This window comes from Ureibacillus massiliensis 4400831 = CIP 108448 = CCUG 49529, assembly GCF_000772965.1.
In the GTDB taxonomy this organism is placed as follows: domain Bacteria; phylum Bacillota; class Bacilli; order Bacillales_A; family Planococcaceae; genus Ureibacillus; species Ureibacillus massiliensis.
This window is the reverse complement of the sequence record NZ_JPVQ01000006.1, coordinates 13,712-39,619: the sequence shown is the minus strand read 5'-3', so window position 1 is coordinate 39,619 and position 25,908 is coordinate 13,712. Positions and strand designations below refer to the sequence as shown.

Genomic DNA, 25,908 nt, shown 5'->3' with positions numbered 1-25,908 from the left:
AAAATGGTAATTGTAGTTAAAATAACAAGAGGGGTGTTTACTTTGTTTAAAGTTCAAGAATTACGTGAAATTATTAAATTAGTAGATGCATCATCGATTGAAGAATTTGTTTATGAAAATGATGGCGCAAAAATTAAATTAAAAAAATCAAATGGTGTTGTTACAGAAGTAATAACTCCTAAAAAAGAAGCGGCAGCTCCGGTTGCTCAAGAAGCGGTTGCACAAACTGCACCTGTACAAGCTCCAGTAGCACAACCTGTACAAGTAGCGGCTCCTTCAACTGAAGAAGCACCAAAAACAACTTCTACTGCTGATGAATCATTACATAAGATTACATCACCAATGGTTGGTACATTCTATCAAGCCCCATCACCAGATGCTCCACCATATGTAAAAGTAGGAGATAAAGTTTCTGATGAAACAATCGTTTGTATCGTAGAAGCGATGAAATTATTTAATGAAATTGAAGCTGAAGTTAAAGGTGAAATCGTTGAAATACTTGTAAAAGATGGCCAATTAGTTGAATACGGTCAACCACTATTCTTAGTGAAACCTGAGTAAGGGGTGCCCGACATGTTAAAAAAAGTATTAATCGCAAACCGTGGTGAAATTGCAGTACGTATTATTCGTGCTTGTAAAGAACTAGGTATTCAAACAGTTGCTGTATATTCAGAAGCTGATAAAGAAGCTTTACACGTTAAATTAGCAGATGAGGCTTATTGTATAGGTCCAAAATTATCAAAAGACTCTTATTTAAGCTTCCCAGCTGTGCTTGGAGTAGCTCAAAAAACGGGCGTTGACGGAATTCACCCTGGCTATGGCTTCCTTGCAGAAAATGCTGATTTCGCAGAGGCGTGTGAAAACGCAGGCATTAAATTTATTGGGCCATCTTCTGACTCTATTAAAATTATGGGTATAAAAGACGTAGCTCGTTCATCAATGGAAGAAGCAGGGGTACCACTTGTTCCTGGTACAGGCATTGTTCCAGATATTGAAACAGGAAAGAAATGGGCAAGTGAAATTGGCTATCCTGTCATCATTAAAGCGACAGCTGGTGGTGGCGGTAAAGGGATTCGCGTTGCACGTACAGAAGAAGATCTTGTTAAAGGTATCGAAATTACTCAAAAAGAAGCGGCAGCAGCATTTGGTAATCCAGGTGTCTATTTAGAAAAGTTCATCGAATATTTCCGTCACTGTGAAATCCAAGTTTTAGCAGATTCTCATGGAAACGTTGTTCACTTAGGTGAACGAGATTGTACTGTACAACGACGTATGCAAAAATTAGTTGAAGAAGCACCATCACCAGCTTTATCGGCTGAGCGCCGTGCTGAAATGGGTGAAGCGGCAGTTAAAGCAGCTTTAGCATGTGATTATGAAGGTGCAGGTACAATAGAATTTATCTACGATTATCAAGCAGATAAATTTTATTTCATGGAGATGAATACACGAATCCAAGTGGAGCATCCAGTTACTGAGATGATTACAGGCGTTGATTTAGTTCAACAACAGCTGAAAATTGCATCTGGAGAGCCACTTCCGTTCAAACAAGAGGATATTAAAATTAATGGATGGGCGATTGAATGCCGTATAAATGCTGAAAACGCCTTCAAAAACTTTATGCCATCTGCGGGTACTGTAGATTCTTATATTACTCCTGGTGGATACGGAGTGCGCATTGATTCTGCAGTTTATGCTGGATATACAATCCCACCGTATTACGATTCTATGGTTGCAAAGCTTATTGTACATGCTGACACACGCGAAGAGGCGATTGCTCGTATGAATCGTGCATTAAGTGAATTTGTTGTAGAGGGTCCTGGTATCCATACAACAATCCCATTCCATTCAGCATTAATGAACAATGATGTATTTAAATCAGGGAAATTTAATACAAAATTCCTTGAAGAAAATGACATCTTAAATACAAAAAAAGAAACAGTAACAAAATAAAAAGTAGTGTAGGCGAGTTGGAACCTTCCACTTGCCTACACTTTTTTGATGAATTAATATGGAAATTATAAACAAAATTATTTTCAGGTCGGTCCTTTGACAAGCAACGTAAGATAAAATGTTGTATAATTAAAAATAATAAGATTCATCGAGTAGTAAAACGATATAAAGTTTTACTAAAGAAAGAGAGGATGAAGAAGATGGCTGAGAAAGTGGCGAAGACTTTCGTGCAACCAACTCCTTCTGGTAAAGAAGAACTTGGTCAAATTGAAGTAGCTCCTGAAGTAATTGAAGTTATTGCAGGTATTGCTACTACTGAAGTAGAAGGTGTATTTGCAACAAGAGGTAATTTTGCTTCTGGAGTCGCAGAACGTTTCGGAAAGAAAGTTCATTCAAAAGGGGTAAAAGCGACTTTATCAGATGATGGCGATATTATCATTGATGTTTTTTGTTCTGTGAAATACGGATTTTCAATACCAAAGGTTGCAAAAGATGTGCAAACGGCAATTAGACAAGCAATTTATAATATGACATCAATTGATACCAATGAAGTGAATGTTCATATTACGGCGATTCAATTTGAAACGTCAAAAGACCAAGAATAGCTTTTATTTTTTCTCTTCCTTCATCTTCGAAGGAAGAGTTTTTTAATTTCTTAAAACAAAGGTAGGGTAATTATTTCAAAAAAATAAAACCGACAAGAAGTAAAGAATACTTCAAGTCGGTTTTATATTGGTTAATTCATTAATTGATGAATTAAAGTTTAACTACGTTAGTAGCTTGTGGTCCACGGTTACCTTCTTCAACGTCAAATTCTACTTTTTGACCTTCTTCAAGAGTTTTGAAACCGTCGCCTTGGATTGCAGAGAAGTGTACGAATACATCGTTTCCACCTTCAACTTCGATAAATCCAAAACCTTTTTCTGAGTTAAACCATTTTACTGTACCTTGAGTCATTTTAAAAGACCTCCATAAAAATTATTACATAATTAAATTGTGCTTTCATTCTAAAAAAAATTCACACATTACAAAAAGTATCGAGCTTTCACGATTACTTTTTGTAACATGTGAATTCTTAGATAATGAATAAATTTAATTAGTCTCTAAAATATACATGAAATAATTAACTTTGTCTACTGTTTTGTAAGAAAAATAAATAAAATAGGCAATTTTCATAATTGTAATACACAACAGCTAGGAATATTTATACCTAAAGACGAATTATTTAGTTTAAAATAGTGAAGTATTTCTTTTAAATGGGGGCATAAGTATGGACAAATATATTTTATCCTTAGATCAAGGAACAACAAGTTCTCGTGCGGTTTTATTTGATCATGATGGTCATGTAGTTCACATTTCTCAAAGAGAATTTAAACAATACTTTCCTGAGTCTGGTTGGGTAGAGCATAATGCAAAGGAAATTTGGAGTTCTATATTATCAGTAATTGCGACTGTATTATCAGAAAAAAATATAAAGCCTGAGCAAATAGCTGGAATTGGAATAACAAATCAAAGAGAAACAACTGTCGTATGGGACAAAACAACAGGTGAACCAATATATAATGCGATCGTTTGGCAATCAAGACAAACAGCAGCTATTTGTAATGACCTTATTGAAGGTGGACATGAAAGCTTATTTCGTGAAAAAACAGGTTTATTAATTGACGCTTATTTTTCAGGTACGAAGGTAAAATGGATATTAGATCATGTAGAAGGAGCTAGAGAAAAAGCAGAGAAAGGCGAGTTGCTTTTTGGCACTATTGATACATGGATTATTTGGAAACTTACAGAAGGTCAAGTTCATGTAACAGATTACTCTAATGCATCTAGAACATTAATGTTTAACATCCACGACTTAAAATGGGATGAGGAATTATTAAAGATTTTAACCGTTCCAACTTCAATGCTTCCAGAAGTCCGTCCGTCATCTGAAATTTACGGTCATGTGTCTAAAAATCATTTCTTCGGGGCAAGCGTACCTATTGCTGGGATAGCAGGAGATCAACAGGCTGCCTTATTCGGCCAAGCATGCTTTGAATCAGGGATGGTGAAAAATACTTATGGTACTGGCTGCTTTATGCTCATGAACACAGGTGAAAATGCAGTGCGTTCAAATCATGGGTTACTGACAACGATTGCATGGGGAATTGATGGAAAAGTTGAATATGCTTTAGAAGGAAGTATATTTGTTGCTGGCTCTGCAATTCAATGGTTACGAGACGGTTTAAGAATGCTTCGTAATGCTTCAGAGAGTGAAGATTATGCAACAAGAGTAAGAAGTACAGATGGTGTCTATGTTGTTCCAGCTTTTGTTGGACTTGGCACTCCATATTGGGATAGTGAAGTGCGTGGAGCTGTATTTGGATTAACAAGAGGAACAAAAAAGGAGCATTTTATCCGAGCTACACTTGAATCACTCGCATACCAAACAAAGGATGTATTATCCGCAATGGAAGCTGATTCAAATATAAAGCTCAAATCCTTAAGAGTGGATGGCGGAGCAGTTAATAATCATTTTCTCATGCAATTCCAATCAGATATTTTAAATGTCCCAGTTGAAAAATGTGCGATTAATGAAACAACTTCCTTAGGAGCAGCATATTTAGCGGGTCTAGCAGTTGGATTTTGGGAAAGTAAAGAAGAAATAGCGCAATATTGGAATTTGGAAAGAAAATTTGAGTCAACAATGGAAGAAAACGTGCGAACGACTCTTTATGAGGGCTGGCAAAAAGCTGTTAAAGCTGCTCAAGTATTTAAATAAACAATGTAAAGTAGGAGTGTTTAGAAAATATGCTTTCTAAATACTCCTTTCATGTTAAATCCACATTTATAAACTATGTTATGAATGAATTTTGAAATGTTAGTTTGAACCTGTATGTGAATAGCTAAAATATGTTATTATAGGACTTAATGTTACTAAGAAGGAGATTTATGCATGAAACGACATGAGGCGCGAAGTAAAGCTATGCAAGTATTGTTTCAGTTAGATAATACAGACCTAACAGTAAAAGAAGCAATCGGTCATGTACTAGAAGATGAAGGGTTAGATAAATTCTTTGAATCGTTAGTTCACGGAACAACAGAAAAGCTATCTGAAATAGATGCAGCTCTAGAAGAAAAATTAGAAAATTGGTCATTATCAAGACTTCCTAAAATTGAGAGAACTGTACTGCGTTTAGCTCTTTATGAATTATTATATATGGATGATACACCTAAAAACGTTATTCTTAACGAGGCAATAGAATTATGTAAAACTTATGGGGATGAAAAATCTAGCAAATTTGTAAACGGAGTACTTTCAAAGTTCGTTGAATAATAAGTAATAACGAACCTGATAGGAAATGGAAGGAGTAGGGACATGGCGATCATTAATGGTAAAGAAATTGGACAAAAAATTAGAGAATCAATTGCAGAACGTGTTGTTCAACTAAAAAATCAAGGTGTCACACCAGGACTTGCGGTTATATTAGTAGGGGACAACCCTGCATCACAAACTTATGTAAGAAATAAACAAAAATCTTGTGAAGCAATTGGCATTTTTTCTGAACTTATAAAATTACCAGAAGATACAAAGGAAGCTGAATTACTCGAACATATTCAATCATTAAATGAGCGAAAAGATATCCACGGCATTTTAGTTCAGCTACCACTTCCAAAGCATATTGATGAAAATAAAGTGATTGCAACAATTTCTCCAGAAAAGGATGTGGACGGGTTCTCACCAGTTAGTGTTGGTAAAATGATGTTAGGTCAAGAAACATACTTACCATGTACTCCTTATGGCGTTATGAAACTACTCGAATATACTGGGATTGAAATCGCTGGGAAGCATGCTGTCATCGTTGGAAGAAGTCATATTGTGGGCAACCCAATGGGACAATTACTATTACAAAAAGATGCAACCGTTACATATACTCATTCAAAAACTAAAGATTTACCATCTATTACGAAACAAGCAGATATTTTAGTGGCAGCAGTCGGTCGTCCTAATTTCATAACGAAAGAGCATGTAAAACCAGGTGCTGTTGTTATTGATGTGGGGATTAACCGTGATGAGAACAATAAATTAATCGGTGATGTTCATTTTGAAGAAGTTGAAAAACTTGCATCCCACATCACTCCAGTACCACGTGGAGTAGGTCCAATGACGATTACGATGTTACTATTTAACACAGTCCAATCTGCAGAAAAAACTTTGTCACAGGACAAGTAGACTGAAAGTATGTAAAATATTAGGTACATAGAGGCTGGGACAAAAGTAAATTTAGAACAAGTAGGCACTACAAAGGATAGTAAATATTTGCTCATCACTTTATTTGAAAGTCGTTCGTTGGAGAGGCGGGCGAAGACTCCTGCGGGATGTGAGAGCAGTGGCGAGACCACACAGAGCGAAGCTCGAGGAGGCTCGCCGCTCGCCCGCGGAAAGCGAAGCCTGCATCGGAAACGAACGGTAGCATATCAAAAAAGTACAATCTATATTTAAAAATAGATTGTACTTTTCCCTTTATGTCCCAGCCTCTTTCTATTGTTTTCTTCTGTAAAACCCTAATTCAAAGCAAAGGAGTCGTATTCAATATGACAACGTCTTCTTATTTAACCGTTAAAGCGCTTACGAAATATATAAAAAGAAAATTTGATGCAGATCCACATTTGAGAGACGTTTATGTAAAAGGGGAGCTTTCAAATGTTAAAATACATACATCTGGTCATATATATTTTACGTTAAAAGATGATGAAGCACGAATAACAGCTGCAATGTTTCGTGCCCAAGCAAATAAACTAAAATTTAAGCCTGAGGAAGGTATGCAAGTATTCATCCGAGGTGATGTCAATGTTTATGAGTCTTCGGGCATTTATCAGCTTTACGTTCAGACGATGGAACCAGATGGGGTGGGCGGTCTTTTTGTCGCATTTAACCAATTAAAAGAGCGATTACAAAAAGAAGGGCTTTTTAATCCACAGTTTAAACAACCGATTCCTAAGTTCCCAAACAGAGTAGGAGTACTTACGGCAACAACTGGTGCAGCAATTCGTGATATTTGTACAACGATAACTAGAAGATATCCACTTTCTGAAATAATTATTTATCCGACAATAGTACAGGGTGCCCAAGCTGCTCCAAACATAGTGAAGAACATTACGATTGCGAACGAACAAATGCTTTGTGATGTTTTAATTGTTGGTCGAGGTGGAGGCTCCATTGAGGATCTTTGGGCATTTAATGAAGAAAGTGTTGCTCGGGCAATTTTCGAAAGCCGAATTCCTATTATTAGTGCAGTAGGACATGAAACAGATACAACGATCGCAGATTTTGTGGCAGACTTACGAGCTCCAACACCTACAGCTGCTGCTGAACTAGCTGTTCCAAATCAACAAGAGCTTTATCAACATATCTTAAATAGAAAATCTTATTTACACCAAATAGTTAGTTCTAAATTGAATTATGAAAAAAGTAGACTAAAAAAATTAAAAAATGCTTATCCACTTGCAACACCTGAACGACTTTATCGTCCTTTTACGGAGAGAATTGTCAATTTAGATATGCGACTTTCAAAATCTACACAGCTATTTTTAATGAAAAAAAAGCATGATTATAGGCATCTAGAAGGCGCTATTAAAATGCATTCCCCGAAAAATGCGATAAAGTATCTAGAAAAGCAACTAGAACAATCTACAAATTTACTTACAAGATCTATGTTCAATGTATTAAATAATAAAAAAGAAGCTTATCTTTCAACCATTCGCACACTTGAAGCACTAAATCCACTTACTATTATGAATAGAGGCTTTAGTGTGACATATAAGGATAACAAAGTAATAAAAACAGTCTCACAACTATCAGCAAATGATGAGATTTCGATACACTTCCATGATGGTGAGACGAAAGCGAAAATCATTGAAACCATAGTAAATCAAGGAGGTAGTAAATAATATGACGAAACAACAATCATTTGCAGAAGCTATGAATGAATTAGAAGTAATTGTACAGAAACTAGAGCAAGGAGATGTACCTCTAGAAGAAGCTATAGATTTGTATAAAAAGGGAATGGAATTATCCCACTTTTGTCACGAAAAATTACAAAATGCAGAAGAGCAATTAATTTCTATTGTTAATGATCAAGGTGAAAAACAAGCATTTGAACCATCAAAGGATTAGAGGGTTAGCAGATGACAACTACATTAAAACAATTTATGGAAACAAATATTTCTAAAATTGATCATGAAATTTATGAAATAGTCGAAAATGTTCAAGCACCTGAACAATTAAAGGAAGCAATGCACTATTCATTAAAGGCTGGAGGCAAAAGAATCCGTCCTCTATTTGTTTTAGCAGTCAGTGCTCTTTTCAATAACATCAAAAAAGAGTCCTATACAGTAGGGGCAGTCATCGAGATGATTCATACGTATTCCTTAATTCATGATGATTTACCAAGTATGGATGACGATGATTTAAGACGTGGAAAACCAACCAATCATGTGGTTTTTGGTGAAGCATTGGCAACATTAGCTGGTGATGCATTAAATACACTTAGCTTCGGCGTTCTCGCAAGAATGGATGATGTAACACCTGCCGTAAAAGTTGAATTGATCAATTTATTAAGTGTTGCAGCTGGAGCGGAAGGAATGGTTGGGGGACAAGTACTGGATATAGACGGAGAAGCTCGCCAACTAAACCTTGAAGAATTAGAAAAAGTACATGAAAATAAAACGGGTGCCCTCCTTCGATTTAGTATTGAGTCTGGTGCAGTATTAGCAAATGCAACTGAAGAAGAAAGAAAAATACTAGTTGAATTTGCACACCATATTGGCTTGGCATTCCAAATACAAGATGATATTTTGGATATTGAAGGAACATCTGAGCAACTTGGAAAAACAGCAGGAAAAGATATAGCAAGTCAAAAAAGCACATACCCAGCACTTTTAACACTCGAAGGCGCAAAACGTAAGTTAAGAGAGCACTATGAGATTGCGATTGCATCTTTAGAAAAATTAAATGGGGATATCACACTTTTAAAAGAACTTGCTCAGTATATTGTCCTTAGAAATAAATAACAATAAGTGTAATACTTTTGAATAAGCTATAACACTGTTATAATAAGAAAAACAATCTACTGTAAATAATTGATGAAAAGGTGTGTGAGAGATGGATTTATATAATATTACTAGTCCATCCTTTTTAAAAAAATTGAATAAAAAAGAACTAGAATCACTAGCAGGTGAAATACGTTCTTTTCTAATAGAGAAATGTTCAATTACTGGAGGACATATAGGTCCAAATCTTGGCGTTGTTGAACTTACAATTGCGTTGCATAGATCATTCAATAGCCCTAATGACAAATTTATTTGGGATGTTGGCCATCAAACGTATGTGCATAAGATTTTAACTGGTCGTGCAAATCAATTTGATACATTACGTCAATATAAAGGACTTAGTGGTTTCCCTAAACGAAATGAGAGCGAACACGATGAATGGGAAACAGGCCACAGTTCAACATCACTTTCAGCAGCAATGGGTATGGCAGTTGCACGAGATTTAAAGAAAGACAGCAACTATGTGATTCCGATTATTGGTGACGGTGCCTTAACTGGTGGTATGGCTCTTGAAGCATTAAATCATATTGGACATGAAAAAACGAATATGATTGTCATCTTAAATGATAACGAAATGTCGATTGCGCCAAATGTTGGTGCCCTACATAATATTCTTGGTAGACTGCGTACCGCTAAGGAATATTCAAAGGCAAAGGAAGAGCTGGAATCATTAATGAAAAAAATTCCAGTACTTGGTGGTAAACTTGCAAGTACTGCTGAACGTGTGAAAGATAGCTTAAAATATTTAGTAGTTTCAGGTGTCTTTTTTGAGGAAATGGGCTTTAAATATTTAGGGCCAATTGATGGTCACGATTTAGACTCGCTTGAAAAAACATTAGAATATGCGAAAAAAGCAAAAGGTCCAGTGCTTGTTCACGTTATTACGAAAAAAGGCAAGGGATATAAGCCTGCTGAAGAAGATACAGTTGGAACATGGCATGGAACAGGTCCATATAAAATGGAAACCGGGGATTTTGTAAAAAGCCAAACAGTAGGTCCTGCATGGAGTTCATTAGTTTCTGAATCAGTTCGTAAATTAATGCATGATGACAAACGTATTGTAGCGATTACCCCAGCAATGCCAGTGGGCTCGAAAATGGAAGGGATTCAAAAAGAATTCCCAGAACGTTTCTTTGATGTTGGTATAGCTGAGCAGCATGCTGTAACAATGGCTGCAGGACTTGCAACTCAAGGGATGAAGCCGTTCTTAGCAATCTATTCAACATTTTTACAAAGGGCATATGATCAAGTATTACACGATATAGCAAGACAAAACTTAAATGTCTTCATCGGAATAGATCGCGCTGGTTTAGTAGGTGCAGATGGTGAAACACATCAAGGCGTTTTCGATATCGCGTTTTTACGACATATACCAAACATCGTTTTAATGATGCCAAAAGATGAAAATGAAGGCCAGCATATGGTAAAAACAGCCGTTGAATATAACGATGGACCGATTGCTATGAGATATCCTCGTGGGAATGGTTATGGTGTACCAATGGATGATGAAATGAAAACAATCCAGATTGGTACATGGGAAATCTTACGTGAAGGACGTCATGCAGTCATTCTAACTTTTGGCTCTACTATTCCAATGGTTATGGAAGCTGTTGATGAGCTATCTCATCAAGGAATCCAAGTAAAAGTCGTAAATGCCCGTTTTATAAAACCGATGGATGAAGAAATGCTTCATTCAATAATGGCTTCAAAATTACCGATTTTAACGGTAGAGGAAGCGGTTTTACAAGGTGGATTTGGTAGTGAAGTACTAGAATTTGCAAGTGACCATAAATATCAAAATGAAATAGAAAGAATTGGAATTCCAGATCACTTTATTGAGCAAGGAAGCGTTAATTTACTACTTGATGAAATTGGTATTACAAAAGATGAAATTGTAAACCGAATTCAAAAAATAGTTGTAAGTAATAAACGTCTAGGAACGAAAACTGTATGACAAAACAAATAAAAGAACGTGTCGATATTTTATTAGTTGAAAGAGGATTATGTGAAACACGTGAAAAAGCAAAACGGGCTATCATGGCAGGTCTTGTTTATTCAAATGAATTGCGGATTGATAAAGCAGGAGAAAAAATATCAATCGATGCACCTCTTCAAGTAAAAGGCACGCAATTAAAATATGTTAGTCGTGGTGGATTAAAGCTTGAAAAAGCTCTTGAAATATTCGATATGTCTGTCGATGGTAAAATCATGTTAGATATAGGTTCATCTACAGGAGGATTTACTGATTGTGCCCTACAAAATGGAGCAGTCCATTGCTATGCTCTTGATGTAGGTACAAATCAATTAGCATGGAAAATTCGTTCTGATGATCGGGTCACGGTTATGGAAAGAACAAACTTCAGATACTCAAAGCCTGAAGATTTCTCTGAAGGATTACCTAACTTTGCAACGATTGATGTATCATTTATTTCTCTTTCATTAATATTACCTGTTTTAAAAACAATATTACTGCCTGGTGGAGATGTCATGGCTTTAGTAAAGCCACAATTTGAAGCTGGTAAAGATAATGTTGGTAAAAAAGGCATTGTGAAAGATCCTAAGGTTCACCTTGATGTATTAGAACATATAGCAAAAATTGCTTCTGAAATAGGATTTGTTGTGAAGGATGCTTCTTTTTCTCCGATTACAGGTGGAGAAGGAAATATTGAATTTTTATTTCACCTAGTTAATCCAAAAGATGATGAATTCATAGAACCATTTACAAATTTTAAAAAAATTGTAGAAGAAGCACATAGCGAATTAAAATAAAAAGTCCCATAGTGTGCATTTACATTTACTGCATACTATTGGGGCAATTTTTTATTTTGAATATTTTTTGTATTAAAAAACGTTGTTTATTGATGCTCTTGTGCATTGCTGTGGGAAATGTTAGTATAAATATACAGAATTATTTATACGAGGTGATCATGATGAATAAAGGGCAACGTCATATGAGAATACGAGAAATTATTACAAACAATACTATAGAAACACAGGATGAAATTGTCGATCGTTTAAAGGAAGCTGGTTACAATGTAACACAAGCAACAGTATCAAGAGATATTAAAGAATTACATTTAGTAAAAGTACCATTACAAGATGGTCGTTACAAATATAGTTTACCAGCAGATCAACGTTTTAATCCTTTGCAAAAGCTACAAAGAGCACTTTCCGATGCATTTATTAGTATCGACGGAGCTTCACATTTCTTAGTTTTAAAAGCATTGCCAGGAAATGCGAACGCAATTGCTGCGTTAATAGATCGCTTGGAATGGCATGAAATTTTAGGTACAATTTCTGGTGATGATACGATTTTAATCATATGCAGAACAGAAAGTGATCGTGAAGAAGTGAAAGATCGACTTTTAGATATGCTTTAATATGAGGTGATAATGTTTGTTAACAGAGCTAAGTATTCGCAATTTCGCAATTATTGATGAGCTGTCCCTTAGTTTTTCAGAAGGTCTGACAGTTTTGACAGGTGAAACAGGTGCAGGTAAATCCATCATCATAGATGCGGTTCACTTATTAGCGGGTGGACGAGCTTCACAGGACTTTATTCGTCATGGTGCAAATAAAGCAGAATTAATGGGTCTATTTCAAATAACAAATGAAAATCAGGCTATATATGAGAAATTACAAGAAATCGGAATTGAAGTCGAAGAAGATTCAGTAATTCTCCAAAGGGATATAAATGAAAAGGGTAAAAGTATTTGTCGTATAAATGGAAAGCTTGTTCCTTTATCCATTTTACGAGAAGTAGGTGGAAAACTAGTCGACATTCATGGGCAACATGAAAATCAAGAGCTCATGGATGAAAAACAACATATTCGTCTACTTGATTATTATGCCTCAAACGACATTACATCAGTAAAAGAAGAATATTTATATGCATATCAAACTTATCGTCAATTGAAAAAAGAACTTGCTCAATTAAACATTGATGAAAAACGGACGAATCAAAGAATTGATCTTTACCAATTTCAAATTCGTGAGATTGAAGAAGCGAAATTGCAAATTGGAGAAGAAGAGGCACTTACTGAAGAAAGACGTAAGCTTTTGAACTTCAATAAAATTTTTGAACGTGCGAATCTTGCCTATGAGGCTATATCAGGTGAGATGAAAGGTCTTGATTTAATTGGTGATGCGATGGGGGCTTTGGATGATATCGTTGAGTTGGATAACGAATTTAAAGACGCTCAAGAAGCAGTATCATCATCCTTTTATTCATTACAAGACGCAGCACATCAAATTAAAAGTGTCATTGATGACTTAGAATTTCACCCTGAGCGTTTAAATGAAGTAGAGCATCGTTTAGCCCAATATCAAATGTTAAAAAGAAAATACGGCGCAGATGTTGAAGAAATTTTAAATTATTATGAAAAAATTAAAGATGAGTTAGATCAATTATTAAATCGTGATGAAGCAATACGAAAAACGGAGCAAAAGCTAAAAGCTCATGAAGAGCAGCTTGAAAAACTTGCTCAAGAGCTTACAACAATACGTAAGAAAAATGCGATTCAGTTAAGCGAATCGATTATGAATCAGCTTCGAGATTTACATATGGAAAAAGCAAAATTTATCGTGAATTTTGATACTTACGACCATTACGAATCAGATGGAAAAGATATGGTGTCATTTTTCATTTCAACAAATGTTGGAGAACCACCGAAATCTTTACCGAAAATAGCATCTGGTGGAGAGCTATCTAGAATCATGCTAGCATTAAAAACCATTTTTTCATCCGCAGATGGAGTTACTTCTATTATATTTGATGAAGTGGATACAGGCGTTAGCGGTCGTGTAGCACAAGCTATTGCTGAAAAGATTGCTGCCATCTCAAACCATTCACAAGTATTATGTATCACTCATTTACCACAGGTTGCTGCTATGGCTGATCAGCATTTCTTAATTAGAAAAGAAGTTGATCAAAATAGAACCTACACGACCGTATCAAATATTAATTTGAACGAACGTGCTGAAGAAATAAGTAGAATGATGAGCGGTGCGGAAATAACAGATTTAACATTACAACATGCTAAAGAGTTGTTAAATTTAGCTGAAGAACGAAAAAAAGAATATAAAGTGAAAATATAAATGAAGAAAATTGTCGACAATAAAGCTATATAAATTCGTCGGCAATTTTTTTGATCTTATTAACATGTATCCTACGACAAATATTTACCTCTCATTAATGTGCACTTTCTGACACATAGTAATGTTACAAACTTTAGAGGAGGTGGACTATGAGACATTTGCGTAACCTGATGACAGTCGCTTTACTCATTTTATTTACCTTTGCACCGACCATTTATGCGGATGCGAAGAAGTTAATACCGATGGGTGAATCAATTGGCATACAGTTGCAATTACCATTTGTCTATGTTGCTCATGATGTTTTACTACCGAATGGTGAATGGTTAAAAAAAGGTGATGTCATAACAGAACTAAATGGACGCAAGATTATTTCTGTTAGTGCCTTAAAAGATGAATTAAGTGATACAAACATAACTTTTTCAGTCGAAAAAAATAAAGAAAAAAGAGAAGTATCTTTAACGAATGAAGAAGCAAACAATGTTCTACCCTTTTTAAAGGATGAAACTGACGGTATCGGAACATTAACTTTTATAGATCCAGAGTCCAATCAATATGGTGCTTTAGGACATCAGATCATTGATGGGGTATTAAAAGCACCGCCAAAATTTACAGAAGGATCAATCTTTTTAGCATCCATTGAGCAAATTAAGAAAAGTAGTCCAGGACATCCAGGTTATAAAATATCAGTTATCGAAAAAAATAATATTCGCTTAGGTGATATTAAATCGAATGAACTATACGGAATATTTGGTACCTGGGAGAGCGATAATAAACAAAGTTTACGACAACCCATTGAAATTATGCATGAAGAAGACATAAAACTGGGGAAAGCGGAACTCTATACAGCAATTGAAGGATCAGATGTCGAAAAATTCACGATAGATATTACAAAAATAGAAGATAGTTTTTTACAATTTAAAGTAACGGATAAAGCTCTTCTTGAGAAAACAGGTGGTATTCTCCAAGGGATGAGTGGTAGCCCAATTATTCAGGATGGGAAATTTGTTGGAGCGGTTACTCATATGTTTGTCGAACAACCGGAAAAGGGAGCAGCAATAACTGTTGTTGAAATGCTTAAAAAAACGCCAGAATAAGTCTAAAAGACTACACCTTAACTTTTAAAGTGTAGTCTTTTTCCCATTTCCCCCTCTTGTTAACTAAATTATTTGTAGAAATAGGAAAAAAGATGTCGATAGAGAAGGAATTTATCATACAAGATATTCAATTTTCAGATTTCGAAAGGTTTTTTTTAGTAAATGTCGAAATTAGAATCGTCAAGTTAAAAAACTGTGACTTATGAAAAAAAGGGGTATTATACGTAGAATTTTAGGAAATTACGAGGGGGAATTTATTTTGGCTAAAGTTAGAGTGGCAATTGCCGACGATAACAGAGATCTAGTAAAAACATTGGAGCAATTTTTTGAAAACCATCCGGAAATAGAAATCGTAGCATCAGCTCCTAATGGAAAATTATGTTTGAAAATGCTGGAAGAGTATCATCCAGACGTATTATTACTAGATATAATTATGCCACATTTGGATGGTTTAGCTGTGTTAGAAGCAATGTATAATGATGATCAATTTTCTAACACACAAGTAATCATGTTAACTGCATTTGGACAAGAGGATGTTATGAAGCAAGCTGTTACATATGGAGCTTCTTATTTCATGCTAAAGCCATTTGAATTTGATCAATTAGTACAAAAAATAATTCATTGTGCAGGTCAAAAAACTGAAACTGTAAAACGTCAAAGTATCCTACAGCCAGAGCCAGTAGGAAAAGTAAATCAACGTCAGCTTGATACGACGATTACGGCTATTATTAAAGAAATTGGTGTTCCAGCCCATATTAAAGGATACTCCTATTTAAGAGAAGCGATTCAAATGGTTTATTTTGATATCGAGTTGTTAGGTTCAGTTACAAAAATTTTATATCCAGAAATAGCGAAAAAATTTGGCACAACGCCTTCACGTGTAGAACGTGCAATTCGTCATGCCATCGAAGTTGCGTGGAACCGTGGCAACTACGAATCCATTTCGCAAATGTTCGGCTACACAGTCCACCACCTTAAATCAAAACCAACTAACTCAGAATTCATTGCGATGATTGCAGATAAGATTCGGATTGAGTTGGTGGCTTCTTAATACGAAATAGTCTTAAAATGTAAATAAACTTTTATGGAAACAACCAATGAATTTATTTTCTTGGTTGTTTTTTCTTTGCACCTTTGATGAAGATTGGATACAAGGTGTAACACCAAGAATCACTGTGGACCAAGTAAAAAAGTAACTAGGTTTATAGCAAAATAGATGTACCTCTTTGCTAAAGTAGGAGCTACCCATTAATGCAAAGGCATTCAATAACAAAATGAAAAACACTCTATTATTATTTTTTTAGGATAATAATAGAGTGTTTTCATTTCTAAAAGATAAGCATTATAGGCATAAGCTGCTTCAATTAAAATACTCGCTTAATATGATAGGAATAATAAGATTATAGATTTTTATTATTCATAATTATACTTATCAAACATTTAAAAGAATTAGGAGGTGAATAAGTATGAAAATCAACTGGCAGGTTCGATTAAGACACAAGCAGTTTTGGATTTCCTTAATTGCCTTAATATCCGTATTTGCAAATCAAATTGCATCGATATTTAACGTTGATATTACTTTATTTAGCACCCAACTGACAGATTTAGCTGAAACGATTTTGATGTTGTTTGTCTTGCTCGGTATTTTAGTTGACCCAACAACTGAAGGGGTTTTCGATAGTGACCAGGCACTAACCTATAAACAGCCAAGAAAAAGAGAAACTTCAGATAAATTGAAAGAAGAAACAGTTAAAAATGAATTGACAGTTGGTGCTAAAAATACCGATGAAAATACAAAATAAAATAAATGACCCGTTATTTTTCATTACAAATAGCAAATAACGGGTTATTTATATTTAATTGTGAGAAAGGTCTCTAAACAAACTGCAAAATATTGTATATACTTAAAGAAAGGAGGATGAGTGAATTGATACTTTTTGCAAACGATCTCATAGAAGTGATAGAAGAGAATAATAAGGTGTATGTTAAAACAAATAAATTAGGGTTTTCATTAAAAGAATTTGATGGAATTCTCACAAAACATCCTCGAATAAAGTTAACAAATTTCGCACTTTTAAAAAGTGTTTTAACTAAAGAAACGTCAAAACCTGTGGAGATTGGCACATGGTTGCCGAATATTGAAATTGAAATTGCACACAATAAAATGAGTGCTTCAATTATTATTAATGAAACAAGAGAATCTATTAAAGAAAACATAGAGAAACTTGGACAAGATATTAAACGATTATTAGCAGAAAATAAAATAACTCACGGAATCCTTCCAATCGATTTAATGAAAGCGGATACGGGAAAAGCGATAGAAATTGCAAAAGGAACAGAACCAATCAATGGTGAGGATGCAATTGTAAAATATCTAGAAATTCCTGAAAGAAAACCTGTCATTCGTGAAGATGGCAAGGCGGATTATTTTGATATGAACTTTATATTTGAAATTAAAGAAGGTTCCTGGCTAGGTGAGAAAATTCCAGCACAACCTGGTATACCTGGAACAAATGTTCATGGAGAACCAGTACCAGCCCCACATGGCAAAGATGTCCCTTTAAAATATGATAAAAAATCAGCAGTCGAAGTAGAAGAAGAGGGGAAAATTGTTTTAAAAGCATTGAATAATGGTGTTCTTGAGGAACGTCAAGGTATGATTTCAATCAGTCGTCATCTACCGATTAATGGAGATGTGGGACTAGAAACCGGTAATATTCAATTTGATGGGTCGATTAGTATTCGTGGGACTGTTCAGAATGGATATACTGTCATCGCATCAGGGGATATCTCAATAGAACATCCAGAAGGGGTAATAGGAGCAAAGCTAATCCATTCGACAGGTGGAGATGTGTATATTCGTGGAGGCATCTTTGGTCTAGGAGAAACGGTTGTCGAAGCAGGTAAGAATATATTTGTAAAACATGTTAATGAAGCAAATTTAATTGCTGGCGAAGAAATTGTCATTGGTTCTTATGCACTCGGATCAAATTTATATGCAAATACTATAAAAGTAGATGAACGTAAAGGGAAACTGATCGGTGGTAGAGCTGTGGCAAAGGATACCATTATTACAGCAATCTCTGGAAATCGATTAGAAAGAAAAACTGAATTAATTATCGAAAGTGTGAGTAAAAAAGAAAAACAAGAAATGATTCAGGAGAAAGCATCATTATTAAAAGCTTTGCATGAAGAAATTGTTCAAATTTCATCTCAATTAAACGCGATGAATCAATATCAAAACAAAATGAATGACAAGCAAATGACAGCCTTTAATCATGCGAAGCAATTAGTAGAAAAAAAGAAAAATGACGCAGAGCTAGTGGATGAAGAAATAAAAAAATTAATGAAGGAATTCCATGCCTCAGCAAAAGAGGAAATTGTTGTTCGTAAAGAAGCATATCCTGGTACATATATTCAAATAGGGAAAAAATCCACTACCTTATCGAAAATGACAAACGGAACATTTCGTTTAGAGAATGGGGAGCTAAATGCATAAAAGAATTCCTGTTTTTGCTCATCGTGGTGCATCTGGATATACAATTGAGAATACGTTGCACGCCTTTAACTTAGCAAAAAAGCTCGGTGCTGATGGGATAGAAATAGATGTTCAAATGACGAAGGATGAGGAGCTTATCGTTTTTCATGATTTGAATTTATCAAGACTTGCTGGAATAAATAAAAAAATAACCGATTGTACATTGCAGGAAATTAAAACTCTGCGAATAGGGAAACGTTTATGGCGGTTATTGAAAAGAGAAGAAATCCCCAGCTTAAAACAAGTAATAGATTGGGCAAATGAAAATCAAATGTCCTTAAATATTGAATTGAAGGAATCGATATTAAATAACACAAAACCATTAGTCGACGCGATTCAAAGACTAGAATTGCCAGCAGGGAGCCATTTTTCTTCTTTTCATGATGAACTAATGAAAGTAGTAAAAATGCAAAGACCTGATTTCCAAACTGCCTTCATTGTTTCCAAAAAATTTAATTGGGACGATTTACAAACAATGTCTTACATTGATGTAGTGCATGCAAGTAAGAAATATTATAAAGAGCTTTACATAAATTACTGTGTCGAGGCAAAAAAAGGTATTCGCTTTTACTCAATTAATGGATATGAAAAGTTTATAAAGGATCCTCATCCATCTGTAATTGGATGGATAACTGATTTTCCTGATAAAGTATTAAAAGCTCAAAAAATGAAAAAATAGACGTTCTGCATGTGAGAACGTCTATTTTTATTTTGTTTCCTTTTGGAATTTCGGAGCAACCTTTCCTTTTTTACGATCACGATGTAAAAGAAAACCAGCGAAAAAGCCAAGTCCAATAACGAATAATATGATTCCAACTATAAATTGTAGCCATAACCAAGGAAATGGCTCTATTAATTTACTATATAAAGTATCACGCATAAACTTAATACCAGCACCTGCCATAATTGCAGGTATTAAGAGTACGATAAATGCCGCCATACGTGCCATATCATGTCCTCCTTACGATTACTTTAATTGTACAATGGTTAATTTGAAAGTCAAGAAAGGCCAAGTGATTATTTGGACAATTTCAATCTATTGACTGAAAAAAATTATTTAACGAATAATACCTTGATTCATAGTCGAATTAAAAGTATTGTAGAAATAAGGGTAGAAAATCGAGAAGAATATTGAATATTATAGAGAAAAAACGCCTAACGAAAAAGTAAGCGCTTTCGTAAAAGGGGAGGAGTTCTATGGAAATCTTTAAATCTTTGGAAAATCACGACTATGAGCAGCTCTTATTTTGTCAGGATCGAACGTCAGGTCTTAAAGCAATCATTGCCATTCATGATACAACGCTTGGGCCAGCTCTTGGTGGTATCCGTATGTGGCAGTACGAAACAGAAGATCAAGCGATAGAAGATGCACTACGTTTAGCCCGGGGAATGACATATAAGAATGCCTGTGCGGGGCTAAATCTTGGTGGTGGTAAAACAGTTATTATTGGTAATCCTTCAAAAGATAAAAACGAAGGAATGTTCCGCGCTTTAGGTAGATACATTCAAAGTCTTAATGGAAGATATATAGCTGCTGAAGATGTTGGAACAACTGTATCGGACATGGATATTATTCATGAAGAAACGGACTTTATTACAGGTATTTCTCCTACGTTCGGATCTTCGGGAAATCCATCTCCCGTAACTGCTTATGGGGTATATCTAGGTATGAAGGCTGCTGCAAAAGAAGCATTTGGTGTTGATTCATTAAAGGGAAAAAAAGTGGCCGTTCAGGGACTTGGAAATGTAGCTTACTCATTATGCGAGTATTTACACAAGGAAGGTGCAGTACTTATCGTAACGGATATTAACCAAAATGCTGTTATAAGAGCTATGAATGATTTTGGTGCAAAAGCCGTTTCTCCAGATGAAATTTATAATCAGGAAGTAGATATTTTTTCTCCTTGCGCATTAGGTGGTATTATTAATGAGGAAACAATCCCAAAATTTAAAGGAAAGGTAATTGCTGGCTCTGCAAATAACCAATTAAAAGAATCACGACATGGCCAGATGATTCATGAGGCTGGTATTATCTATGCTCCTGATTATGTAATTAATGCTGGGGGAGTGATAAATGTTGCTGATGAATTATATGGTTATAATCGCGAAAGAGCTATGAAACGAGTAGAAACCATTTACGATAATTTAAGTAAAATCTTCCGAATATCTAAGGAAGAGAATATCCCAACTTACTTGGCAGCTGATAGACTGGCAGAAGAGAGATTAGCTCGTATTTCAGCATCTAGAAGTCAATTTATAAGAAGCGAAAAAAATATATTAAATAGACGTTAAATAATTTGTGGGAACTTTTGAGAAATCATCAGTTCCCTTTGCAAGGGGGATTTCGATGTCACGTGAATATGATTTAGTGATATTAGGCGGTGGAACAGGTGGCTATGTTGCAGCTATACGAGCTAGTCAACTAGGCTTATCCACGGCAATTGTTGAACAAGAAAAGCTCGGAGGTACATGTCTTCATAAAGGGTGTATTCCAAGCAAAGCTTTGTTAAGAAGCGCGGAGGTTTATAGACAAACAAAATCTGCCAGTGAATATGGAATTGATACAACTGAAATACAATTGAATTATCCTGCTATTCAAAAACGAAAAGAGAACATCGTAGAACAGCTTCACACTGGTGTGAAAAGCCTTATCAAAAAAGGTAAAATCGATGTGTATTATGGAAAAGGTAGGATTCTTGGCCCGTCTATTTTTTCACCAATGGCGGGAACGATTTCAGTAGAAAACAATGATGAAGAAAATGAAATGCTTATTCCAAAAAATATTATCATCGCTACTGGCTCCTCACCAAGAAATTTAAAAAAAATTGAACCTGATGGCGTAAAAATACTAAATTCTGATCATGCATTACAAATGGATGAACTACCTAGATCAATGATGATCATCGGTGGAGGTGTGATCGGAATTGAATGGGCATCTATGCTTGCGGATTTTGGCGTTGACATTAAGGTGATTGAGTATAGCGATCGAATTTTACCGAGTGAAGATGCTGATATTTCAAAAGAAATGGAAAAAGCATTAAAAAAACGTGGAATACAGATTATTACAAGCGCACAATTGTTAGAGGAAAAACTTGAAATAACAGATGAAGGCGTAATAGCTACTGTATCAGTAAATGGTGTCGAAGAAGTATTTGAGGCCGATAAAATGTTCATTTCCGTAGGACGGATAGGCAATACAAAAGATATTGGAATAGAAAATACAGAAATAGAATTAGATTCTAGCTTTATTAAAGTGAATGAAGTTTATCAAACAAAGGAAAAGCATATATACGCAATTGGAGATGTCATTGGTGGAATGCAATTAGCCCATGTGGCGTCATCTGAGGGTATTGCTGCAGTTGAACATATTGCAGAAGGAACAAGGAAATCGATTAATTATCAAAATATAGCAAGATGTGTCTATTCCCACCCTGAAATAGCGAGTGTTGGGTTGACTGAAGAAAAAGCTAAAGAACAAGGGTTCACATTAAAAATAGGGAAATTCCCATTTAAAGCCATCGGAAAAGCATTAGTCTATGGTGAGTCAGATGGGTTTGTCAAAATCATTGCAGACGAATCAACAAATGATATTTTAGGTATTCATATGATAGGTCCTCATGTGTCTGATATGATTTCTGAAGCTGCGTTAGCAATGTTACTTGATGCGACGCCTTGGGAGATTGGAGAAACGATTCATCCACATCCATCATTAAGTGAAGTAATTGGTGAAGCAGCTTTAGCAGTAGATGGTAAGGCGCTGCATTTTTAAATAAGTGGGGCTACCATTATATATGGAAGGGGATGTGTAGTGTATGGAAGAAGTGAGACTACATCACTCAGAATTAGGATTAAAAGATGAAGACGTTTTACAAATGTATGAAACGATGTTAATGGCAAGACGAATAGATGAACGAATGTGGTTATTAAATCGGTCGGGGAAAATTGCCTTCGTTATTTCTTGTCAAGGTCAAGAAGCAGCCCAGGTTGGTGCAGCATTCGCATTAGATCGAACAAAGGATTATATTGCACCTTATTATCGAGATATGGGAGTAGTATTACATTTTGGTATGACCGCAAAGGATTTAATGCTATCTGCCTTTGCCAAGGCGGAAGATCCAAATTCAGGTGGTCGACAAATGCCAGGTCATTTTGGACAAAAGAAAAATCGTATTTTAACAGGATCATCCCCAGTTGCAACGCAGGTACCGCATGCGGTTGGTGTTGCCCTTGCAGCTAAAATGCGAAATGAGAATCATATTTCACTTGTAACTTTAGGAGAAGGTTCAACAAATCAGGGAGATTTCCATGAGGGTGCTAATTTCGCTGGAGTTCACAAGCTTCCAATGATTATTATGGTTGAGAACAATCAATACGCCATTAGTGTTCCAGTAGAGAAGCAATTAGGTTGTGCAAAGGTTTCAGATCGTGCAATTGGTTATGGTATGCCAGGTATTACGGTAGATGGAAAAAACCCATTAGAGGTTTACAAAGTGGTAAAAGAAGCGGCAGATCGAGCGAGAAATGGTGAAGGGCCCACTTTAATTGAGGCAGTAACCTATCGCTTAACAGCGCATTCCTCAGATGATGACGATCGCCAATATCGTACAGCAGATGATATTGCCCAAGGTAAAGCTGAAGACCCAATTTTACTATTTGAAAATTACTTAAACGAAACAGGCGTAGCCAATGCTGAACAGTTAAAAGAAATTAATTCCCGTGTGATGGCTATTGTAAATGAAGCGACAGATTATGCAGAGGCAGCACCATATTCATCGCCAGAGCATGCATTGAAATATGTCTATGCGGAAGGAGCGGATGAATAATGGCGGTAATGTCCTTTATTGAAGCGATTAACCTCGCAATGAAAGAAGAAATGGAAAGAGATGAACGGGTATTTATATTAGGGGAAGATGTTGGGAAAAAAGGTGGCGTATTTAAGGCGACTGCTGGTTTATATGACCAATTTGGAGAATATCGTGTTTTGGATACCCCATTAGCTGAAAGTGCTATTGCAGGTGTAGCAATAGGTGCTGCTATGGTCGGAATGCGGCCAATTGCAGAAATACAATTTGCGGATTTTATCATGCCTGCTGTAAACCAAATCGTATCTGAGGCAGCAAAAATTAGATATCGCTCTAATAATGATTGGGACTGTCCACTCGTTGTAAGAGCGCCTTTTGGTGGTGGCATTCACGGTGCATTGTATCATTCCCAATCAGTTGAAGCTCTTTTTGCAAATACACCTGGTTTGAAAATCGTTATCCCATCTACACCTTATGAGGCAAAGGGCTTGTTAAAAGCAGCAATAAGAGATGAAGATCCTGTATTATTTTTCGAGCATAAAAAGGCATACCGTTTAATAAAAGGTGAAGTACCGACAGAGGATTATACGATTCCAATTGGTAAAGCAGACGTTAAACGCGAAGGTGAAGATATTACAGTTATTACTTATGGATTAGCTGTTCATTATGCAATGCAAGCAGCTGAGAGACTTGCGATGGACGGAATTCAAACCCACATAGTAGATTTAAGAACGATTTATCCTTTAGATAAAGAGAAAATTGTTGAAGCTGCTAGTAAAACAGGAAAAGTACTATTAATCACAGAGGATAATAAAGAAGGTAGTATTATGAGTGAAGTGTCTGCCATTATTGCAGAAGAGTGTTTATTTGAGCTAGACGCTCCGATTAAACGATTAGCTGGACCGGATATACCAGCAATGCCTTATTCTCCAACAATGGAAAAGTATTTTATGATCAATCCAGAAAAAATCGAGCAAGCAATGCGAGAACTAGCAGCTTTTTAGTGGAGGTGAGAAGATGACCATTGAAAATATTTTAATGCCTCAATTAGGGGAAAGTGTAACAGAAGGTACAATTGAAAAATGGCTTGTAAAACCAGGAGATTTAGTGAATAAATACGATCCAATTGCTGAAGTTGTTACTGATAAAGTAAATGCCGAGATTCCTTCATCATTTACAGGTATTATTCACGAATTAATTGCAATTGAAGGTGAAACGTTATCTGTTGGAACGGTTGTTTGTACGATGTTAGTTGAAGGTGAAAAGCCTTCTGAGAAGAAAGATTCTATTGAAAAAGCACCAGCAAAAAAGATTAACAAAAACGAATTTTCACCAACTCAACATAATTCAAATAAAGCGCGTTTTTCACCAGCAGTATTAAAGCTTGCCAATGAATATCAGATTAATTTAGAAAAAATCGTTGGTACGGGTCTAGATGGACGAATTACGAGAAAAGATATTATGAAAATTGTAGAAACAGGCAACTTAAATGACTATGTAATCGGTAATGATGAAAACCGAGAACCAGCGATCAAACAATCCAATGTATTAAACGAGGAAATGCCTTTAACAACAGTTCACCAGTCTATAAAATCTAATGCAAATGATATTGAAATTCCAGTTTCCTCAATTCGCCGTGCAATTGCCAATAATATGGTTAGAAGTAAACATGAAATTCCACATGCATGGATGATGGTAGAAGCAGATGTGACGGATCTTGTTCAATATCGAGATAAAATAAAAAATGAATTCAAAGCAAAAGAAGGATTCAACCTTACGTACTTCGCATTTTTTATAAAAGCTGTAGCAACTGCGCTTAAAGAATTCCCTATGATGAATTCGGTTTGGGCAGGAGATAAAATTATTCAGAAAAAGGATATTCATATTTCCATCGCTGTAGCCACTGAGGATTCGTTATTTGTTCCGGTGATTAAAAATGCGGATGATAAATCCATTAAAGGTATTGCTAAAGAAATTTATGAATTATCGACGATTGTACGTTCAGGGAAATTACGTGCTGAACATGTGGAAGGTGGTACTTTCACTGTAAACAATACGGGATCATTTGGTTCTGTACAATCTATGGGAATTATAAACTATCCTCAAGCCGCTATCCTTCAAGTCGAGTCTATTGTAAAAAGACCTGTCATTATGAACGGTGGCATGTTCGCGGCACGGGATATGGTGAATTTATGTTTATCAATAGATCATAGAATTCTTGACGGATTGATTTGTGGGAAATTTCTAAATAGAGTGAAAAATATTCTCGAAAATGCAGAAAAAGAACAGATGTCAGTATACTAGAAAAATGAGGAAGCCTTCAAAAGAGGGCTTC

25 protein-coding genes are annotated in these 25,908 nt (G+C 35.6%); 23 read left to right on the top strand and 2 right to left on the bottom strand.

The window, feature by feature from the left end:
- The first annotated feature begins 42 nt into the window (after positions 1–42).
- The 3 genes from accB (at position 43) to CD30_RS05195 (ending at position 2,555) form a co-directional block, all read left to right on the top strand.
- On the top strand, positions 43–561 hold the full coding sequence (accB, locus tag CD30_RS05205) for an acetyl-CoA carboxylase biotin carboxyl carrier protein (RefSeq protein ID WP_036173414.1): 519 nt from the start codon (positions 43–45) through the stop codon (positions 559–561).
- Positions 562–573: 12 nt separating this feature from the next.
- Positions 574–1,950, top strand: a complete 1,377-nt coding sequence (gene accC / locus CD30_RS05200; RefSeq protein WP_036173411.1) for an acetyl-CoA carboxylase biotin carboxylase subunit — start codon at positions 574–576, stop codon at positions 1,948–1,950.
- Between the two features lie 200 nt (positions 1,951–2,150).
- On the top strand, positions 2,151–2,555 hold the full coding sequence (locus CD30_RS05195) for an Asp23/Gls24 family envelope stress response protein (RefSeq protein WP_036173409.1): 405 nt from the start codon (positions 2,151–2,153) through the stop codon (positions 2,553–2,555).
- Positions 2,556–2,706: 151 nt separating this feature from the next.
- Here CD30_RS05195 and CD30_RS05190 read toward each other — a convergent pair whose 3' ends face one another.
- Positions 2,707–2,907 (bottom strand): cold-shock protein, encoded by a 201-nt coding sequence (locus CD30_RS05190; protein WP_036173407.1) that lies wholly within the window; start codon positions 2,905–2,907, stop codon positions 2,707–2,709.
- 313 nt (positions 2,908–3,220) lie between these two features.
- Between CD30_RS05190 and glpK the strand changes: the two genes are divergently transcribed.
- From glpK to CD30_RS05115, 15 genes are all read left to right on the top strand, one after another.
- Complete coding sequence (gene glpK, locus CD30_RS05185; protein ID WP_036173404.1) at positions 3,221–4,711, top strand: glycerol kinase GlpK; 1,491 nt, start codon at positions 3,221–3,223, stop codon at positions 4,709–4,711.
- Positions 4,712–4,885: 174 nt separating this feature from the next.
- A complete protein-coding gene (nusB, locus tag CD30_RS05180) occupies positions 4,886–5,266 on the top strand; it encodes a transcription antitermination factor NusB (protein WP_036173396.1) in 381 nt (126 codons plus the stop codon).
- A 42-nt stretch (positions 5,267–5,308) separates the two neighbouring features.
- Positions 5,309–6,163: a bifunctional methylenetetrahydrofolate dehydrogenase/methenyltetrahydrofolate cyclohydrolase FolD gene (gene folD, locus CD30_RS05175; protein WP_036173394.1), complete on the top strand. Its 855-nt coding sequence runs from the start codon at positions 5,309–5,311 to the stop codon at positions 6,161–6,163.
- 362 nt (positions 6,164–6,525) lie between these two features.
- Positions 6,526–7,881, top strand: coding sequence for an exodeoxyribonuclease VII large subunit (xseA, locus tag CD30_RS05170; protein WP_036173393.1), 1,356 nt, complete (start codon positions 6,526–6,528; stop codon positions 7,879–7,881).
- 1 nt (position 7,882) lies between these two features.
- Complete coding sequence (locus CD30_RS05165) at positions 7,883–8,107, top strand: exodeoxyribonuclease VII small subunit (RefSeq protein ID WP_036173391.1); 225 nt, start codon at positions 7,883–7,885, stop codon at positions 8,105–8,107.
- Between the two features lie 11 nt (positions 8,108–8,118).
- Positions 8,119–9,003 (top strand): polyprenyl synthetase family protein, encoded by an 885-nt coding sequence (locus CD30_RS05160; protein ID WP_036173389.1) that lies wholly within the window; start codon positions 8,119–8,121, stop codon positions 9,001–9,003.
- Between the two features lie 91 nt (positions 9,004–9,094).
- Entirely contained in the window at positions 9,095–10,996 is a 1,902-nt protein-coding gene (gene dxs, locus CD30_RS05155) for a 1-deoxy-D-xylulose-5-phosphate synthase (protein ID WP_036173387.1), read from the top strand.
- Positions 10,993–11,811 carry a TlyA family RNA methyltransferase gene (locus CD30_RS05150; protein ID WP_036173385.1) on the top strand — a complete coding sequence of 273 codons (819 nt, stop codon included), beginning with the start codon at positions 10,993–10,995 and terminating at the stop codon, positions 11,809–11,811. Before dxs ends, CD30_RS05150 begins: the two co-directional genes overlap by 4 nt.
- Before the next feature lie 161 nt (positions 11,812–11,972).
- Entirely contained in the window at positions 11,973–12,422 is a 450-nt protein-coding gene (gene ahrC, locus CD30_RS05145) for a transcriptional regulator AhrC/ArgR (protein WP_036173383.1), read from the top strand.
- 16 nt (positions 12,423–12,438) lie between these two features.
- On the top strand, positions 12,439–14,139 hold the full coding sequence (gene recN / locus CD30_RS05140) for a DNA repair protein RecN (protein ID WP_036173381.1): 1,701 nt from the start codon (positions 12,439–12,441) through the stop codon (positions 14,137–14,139).
- A gap of 149 nt (positions 14,140–14,288) precedes the next feature.
- Positions 14,289–15,233 carry a SpoIVB peptidase S55 domain-containing protein gene (locus CD30_RS05135; protein WP_036173378.1) on the top strand — a complete coding sequence of 315 codons (945 nt, stop codon included), beginning with the start codon at positions 14,289–14,291 and terminating at the stop codon, positions 15,231–15,233.
- 259 nt (positions 15,234–15,492) lie between these two features.
- Positions 15,493–16,284 (top strand): sporulation transcription factor Spo0A, encoded by a 792-nt coding sequence (gene spo0A, locus CD30_RS05130; RefSeq protein ID WP_036173375.1) that lies wholly within the window; start codon positions 15,493–15,495, stop codon positions 16,282–16,284.
- Between the two features lie 415 nt (positions 16,285–16,699).
- Positions 16,700–17,035 carry a phage holin gene (locus CD30_RS05125; RefSeq protein ID WP_084077655.1) on the top strand — a complete coding sequence of 112 codons (336 nt, stop codon included), beginning with the start codon at positions 16,700–16,702 and terminating at the stop codon, positions 17,033–17,035.
- 125 nt (positions 17,036–17,160) lie between these two features.
- Positions 17,161–18,732 carry a DUF342 domain-containing protein gene (locus CD30_RS05120; protein ID WP_036173372.1) on the top strand — a complete coding sequence of 524 codons (1,572 nt, stop codon included), beginning with the start codon at positions 17,161–17,163 and terminating at the stop codon, positions 18,730–18,732.
- Positions 18,725–19,450, top strand: a complete 726-nt coding sequence (locus CD30_RS05115; protein WP_036173369.1) for a glycerophosphodiester phosphodiesterase — start codon at positions 18,725–18,727, stop codon at positions 19,448–19,450. Before CD30_RS05120 ends, CD30_RS05115 begins: the two co-directional genes overlap by 8 nt.
- Before the next feature lie 27 nt (positions 19,451–19,477).
- Here the strand turns inward: CD30_RS05115 and CD30_RS05110 are convergent, their stop codons facing one another.
- Positions 19,478–19,720, bottom strand: coding sequence for a DUF2627 domain-containing protein (locus CD30_RS05110; RefSeq protein WP_036173367.1), 243 nt, complete (start codon positions 19,718–19,720; stop codon positions 19,478–19,480).
- A 248-nt stretch (positions 19,721–19,968) separates the two neighbouring features.
- Between CD30_RS05110 and CD30_RS05105 the strand changes: the two genes are divergently transcribed.
- Genes CD30_RS05105 through CD30_RS05085 form a run of 5 tightly spaced genes read left to right on the top strand, consistent with a single transcriptional unit; the run spans position 19,969 to position 25,877 of the window.
- Complete coding sequence (locus CD30_RS05105) at positions 19,969–21,063, top strand: Leu/Phe/Val dehydrogenase (RefSeq protein ID WP_036173365.1); 1,095 nt, start codon at positions 19,969–19,971, stop codon at positions 21,061–21,063.
- 55 nt (positions 21,064–21,118) lie between these two features.
- The gene (gene lpdA, locus CD30_RS05100) at positions 21,119–22,540 is read left to right on the top strand and encodes a dihydrolipoyl dehydrogenase (RefSeq protein ID WP_036173362.1); all 1,422 of its coding nucleotides are present in this window, start codon (positions 21,119–21,121) and stop codon (positions 22,538–22,540) included.
- A gap of 43 nt (positions 22,541–22,583) precedes the next feature.
- A complete protein-coding gene (locus CD30_RS05095) occupies positions 22,584–23,594 on the top strand; it encodes a thiamine pyrophosphate-dependent dehydrogenase E1 component subunit alpha (RefSeq protein ID WP_036173360.1) in 1,011 nt (336 codons plus the stop codon).
- Positions 23,594–24,577 carry an alpha-ketoacid dehydrogenase subunit beta gene (locus tag CD30_RS05090; protein ID WP_036173357.1) on the top strand — a complete coding sequence of 328 codons (984 nt, stop codon included), beginning with the start codon at positions 23,594–23,596 and terminating at the stop codon, positions 24,575–24,577. The genes CD30_RS05095 and CD30_RS05090 overlap by 1 nt, the downstream gene beginning before the upstream one ends.
- A gap of 13 nt (positions 24,578–24,590) precedes the next feature.
- Positions 24,591–25,877, top strand: a complete 1,287-nt coding sequence (locus CD30_RS05085) for a dihydrolipoamide acetyltransferase family protein (protein ID WP_036173354.1) — start codon at positions 24,591–24,593, stop codon at positions 25,875–25,877.
- Positions 25,878–25,908 lie beyond the last annotated feature (31 nt).

Coding starts and splice junctions, on each gene's coding strand:
- accC (WP_036173411.1), top strand. CDS start 574: ATGTTAAAAAAAGTATTAATCGCAAACCGTGGTGAAATTGCAGTACGT.
- CD30_RS05195 (WP_036173409.1), top strand. CDS start 2,151: ATGGCTGAGAAAGTGGCGAAGACTTTCGTGCAACCAACTCCTTCTGGT.
- CD30_RS05190 (WP_036173407.1), bottom strand. CDS start 2,907: ATGACTCAAGGTACAGTAAAATGGTTTAACTCAGAAAAAGGTTTTGGA.
- glpK (WP_036173404.1), top strand. CDS start 3,221: ATGGACAAATATATTTTATCCTTAGATCAAGGAACAACAAGTTCTCGT.
- nusB (WP_036173396.1), top strand. CDS start 4,886: ATGAAACGACATGAGGCGCGAAGTAAAGCTATGCAAGTATTGTTTCAG.
- folD (WP_036173394.1), top strand. CDS start 5,309: ATGGCGATCATTAATGGTAAAGAAATTGGACAAAAAATTAGAGAATCA.
- xseA (WP_036173393.1), top strand. CDS start 6,526: ATGACAACGTCTTCTTATTTAACCGTTAAAGCGCTTACGAAATATATA.
- CD30_RS05165 (WP_036173391.1), top strand. CDS start 7,883: ATGACGAAACAACAATCATTTGCAGAAGCTATGAATGAATTAGAAGTA.
- CD30_RS05160 (WP_036173389.1), top strand. CDS start 8,119: ATGACAACTACATTAAAACAATTTATGGAAACAAATATTTCTAAAATT.
- dxs (WP_036173387.1), top strand. CDS start 9,095: ATGGATTTATATAATATTACTAGTCCATCCTTTTTAAAAAAATTGAAT.
- CD30_RS05150 (WP_036173385.1), top strand. CDS start 10,993: ATGACAAAACAAATAAAAGAACGTGTCGATATTTTATTAGTTGAAAGA.
- ahrC (WP_036173383.1), top strand. CDS start 11,973: ATGAATAAAGGGCAACGTCATATGAGAATACGAGAAATTATTACAAAC.
- CD30_RS05135 (WP_036173378.1), top strand. CDS start 14,289: ATGAGACATTTGCGTAACCTGATGACAGTCGCTTTACTCATTTTATTT.
- CD30_RS05125 (WP_084077655.1), top strand. CDS start 16,700: ATGAAAATCAACTGGCAGGTTCGATTAAGACACAAGCAGTTTTGGATT.
- CD30_RS05115 (WP_036173369.1), top strand. CDS start 18,725: ATGCATAAAAGAATTCCTGTTTTTGCTCATCGTGGTGCATCTGGATAT.
- CD30_RS05110 (WP_036173367.1), bottom strand. CDS start 19,720: ATGGCACGTATGGCGGCATTTATCGTACTCTTAATACCTGCAATTATG.
- CD30_RS05105 (WP_036173365.1), top strand. CDS start 19,969: ATGGAAATCTTTAAATCTTTGGAAAATCACGACTATGAGCAGCTCTTA.
- lpdA (WP_036173362.1), top strand. CDS start 21,119: ATGTCACGTGAATATGATTTAGTGATATTAGGCGGTGGAACAGGTGGC.
- CD30_RS05095 (WP_036173360.1), top strand. CDS start 22,584: ATGGAAGAAGTGAGACTACATCACTCAGAATTAGGATTAAAAGATGAA.
- CD30_RS05090 (WP_036173357.1), top strand. CDS start 23,594: ATGGCGGTAATGTCCTTTATTGAAGCGATTAACCTCGCAATGAAAGAA.
- CD30_RS05085 (WP_036173354.1), top strand. CDS start 24,591: ATGACCATTGAAAATATTTTAATGCCTCAATTAGGGGAAAGTGTAACA.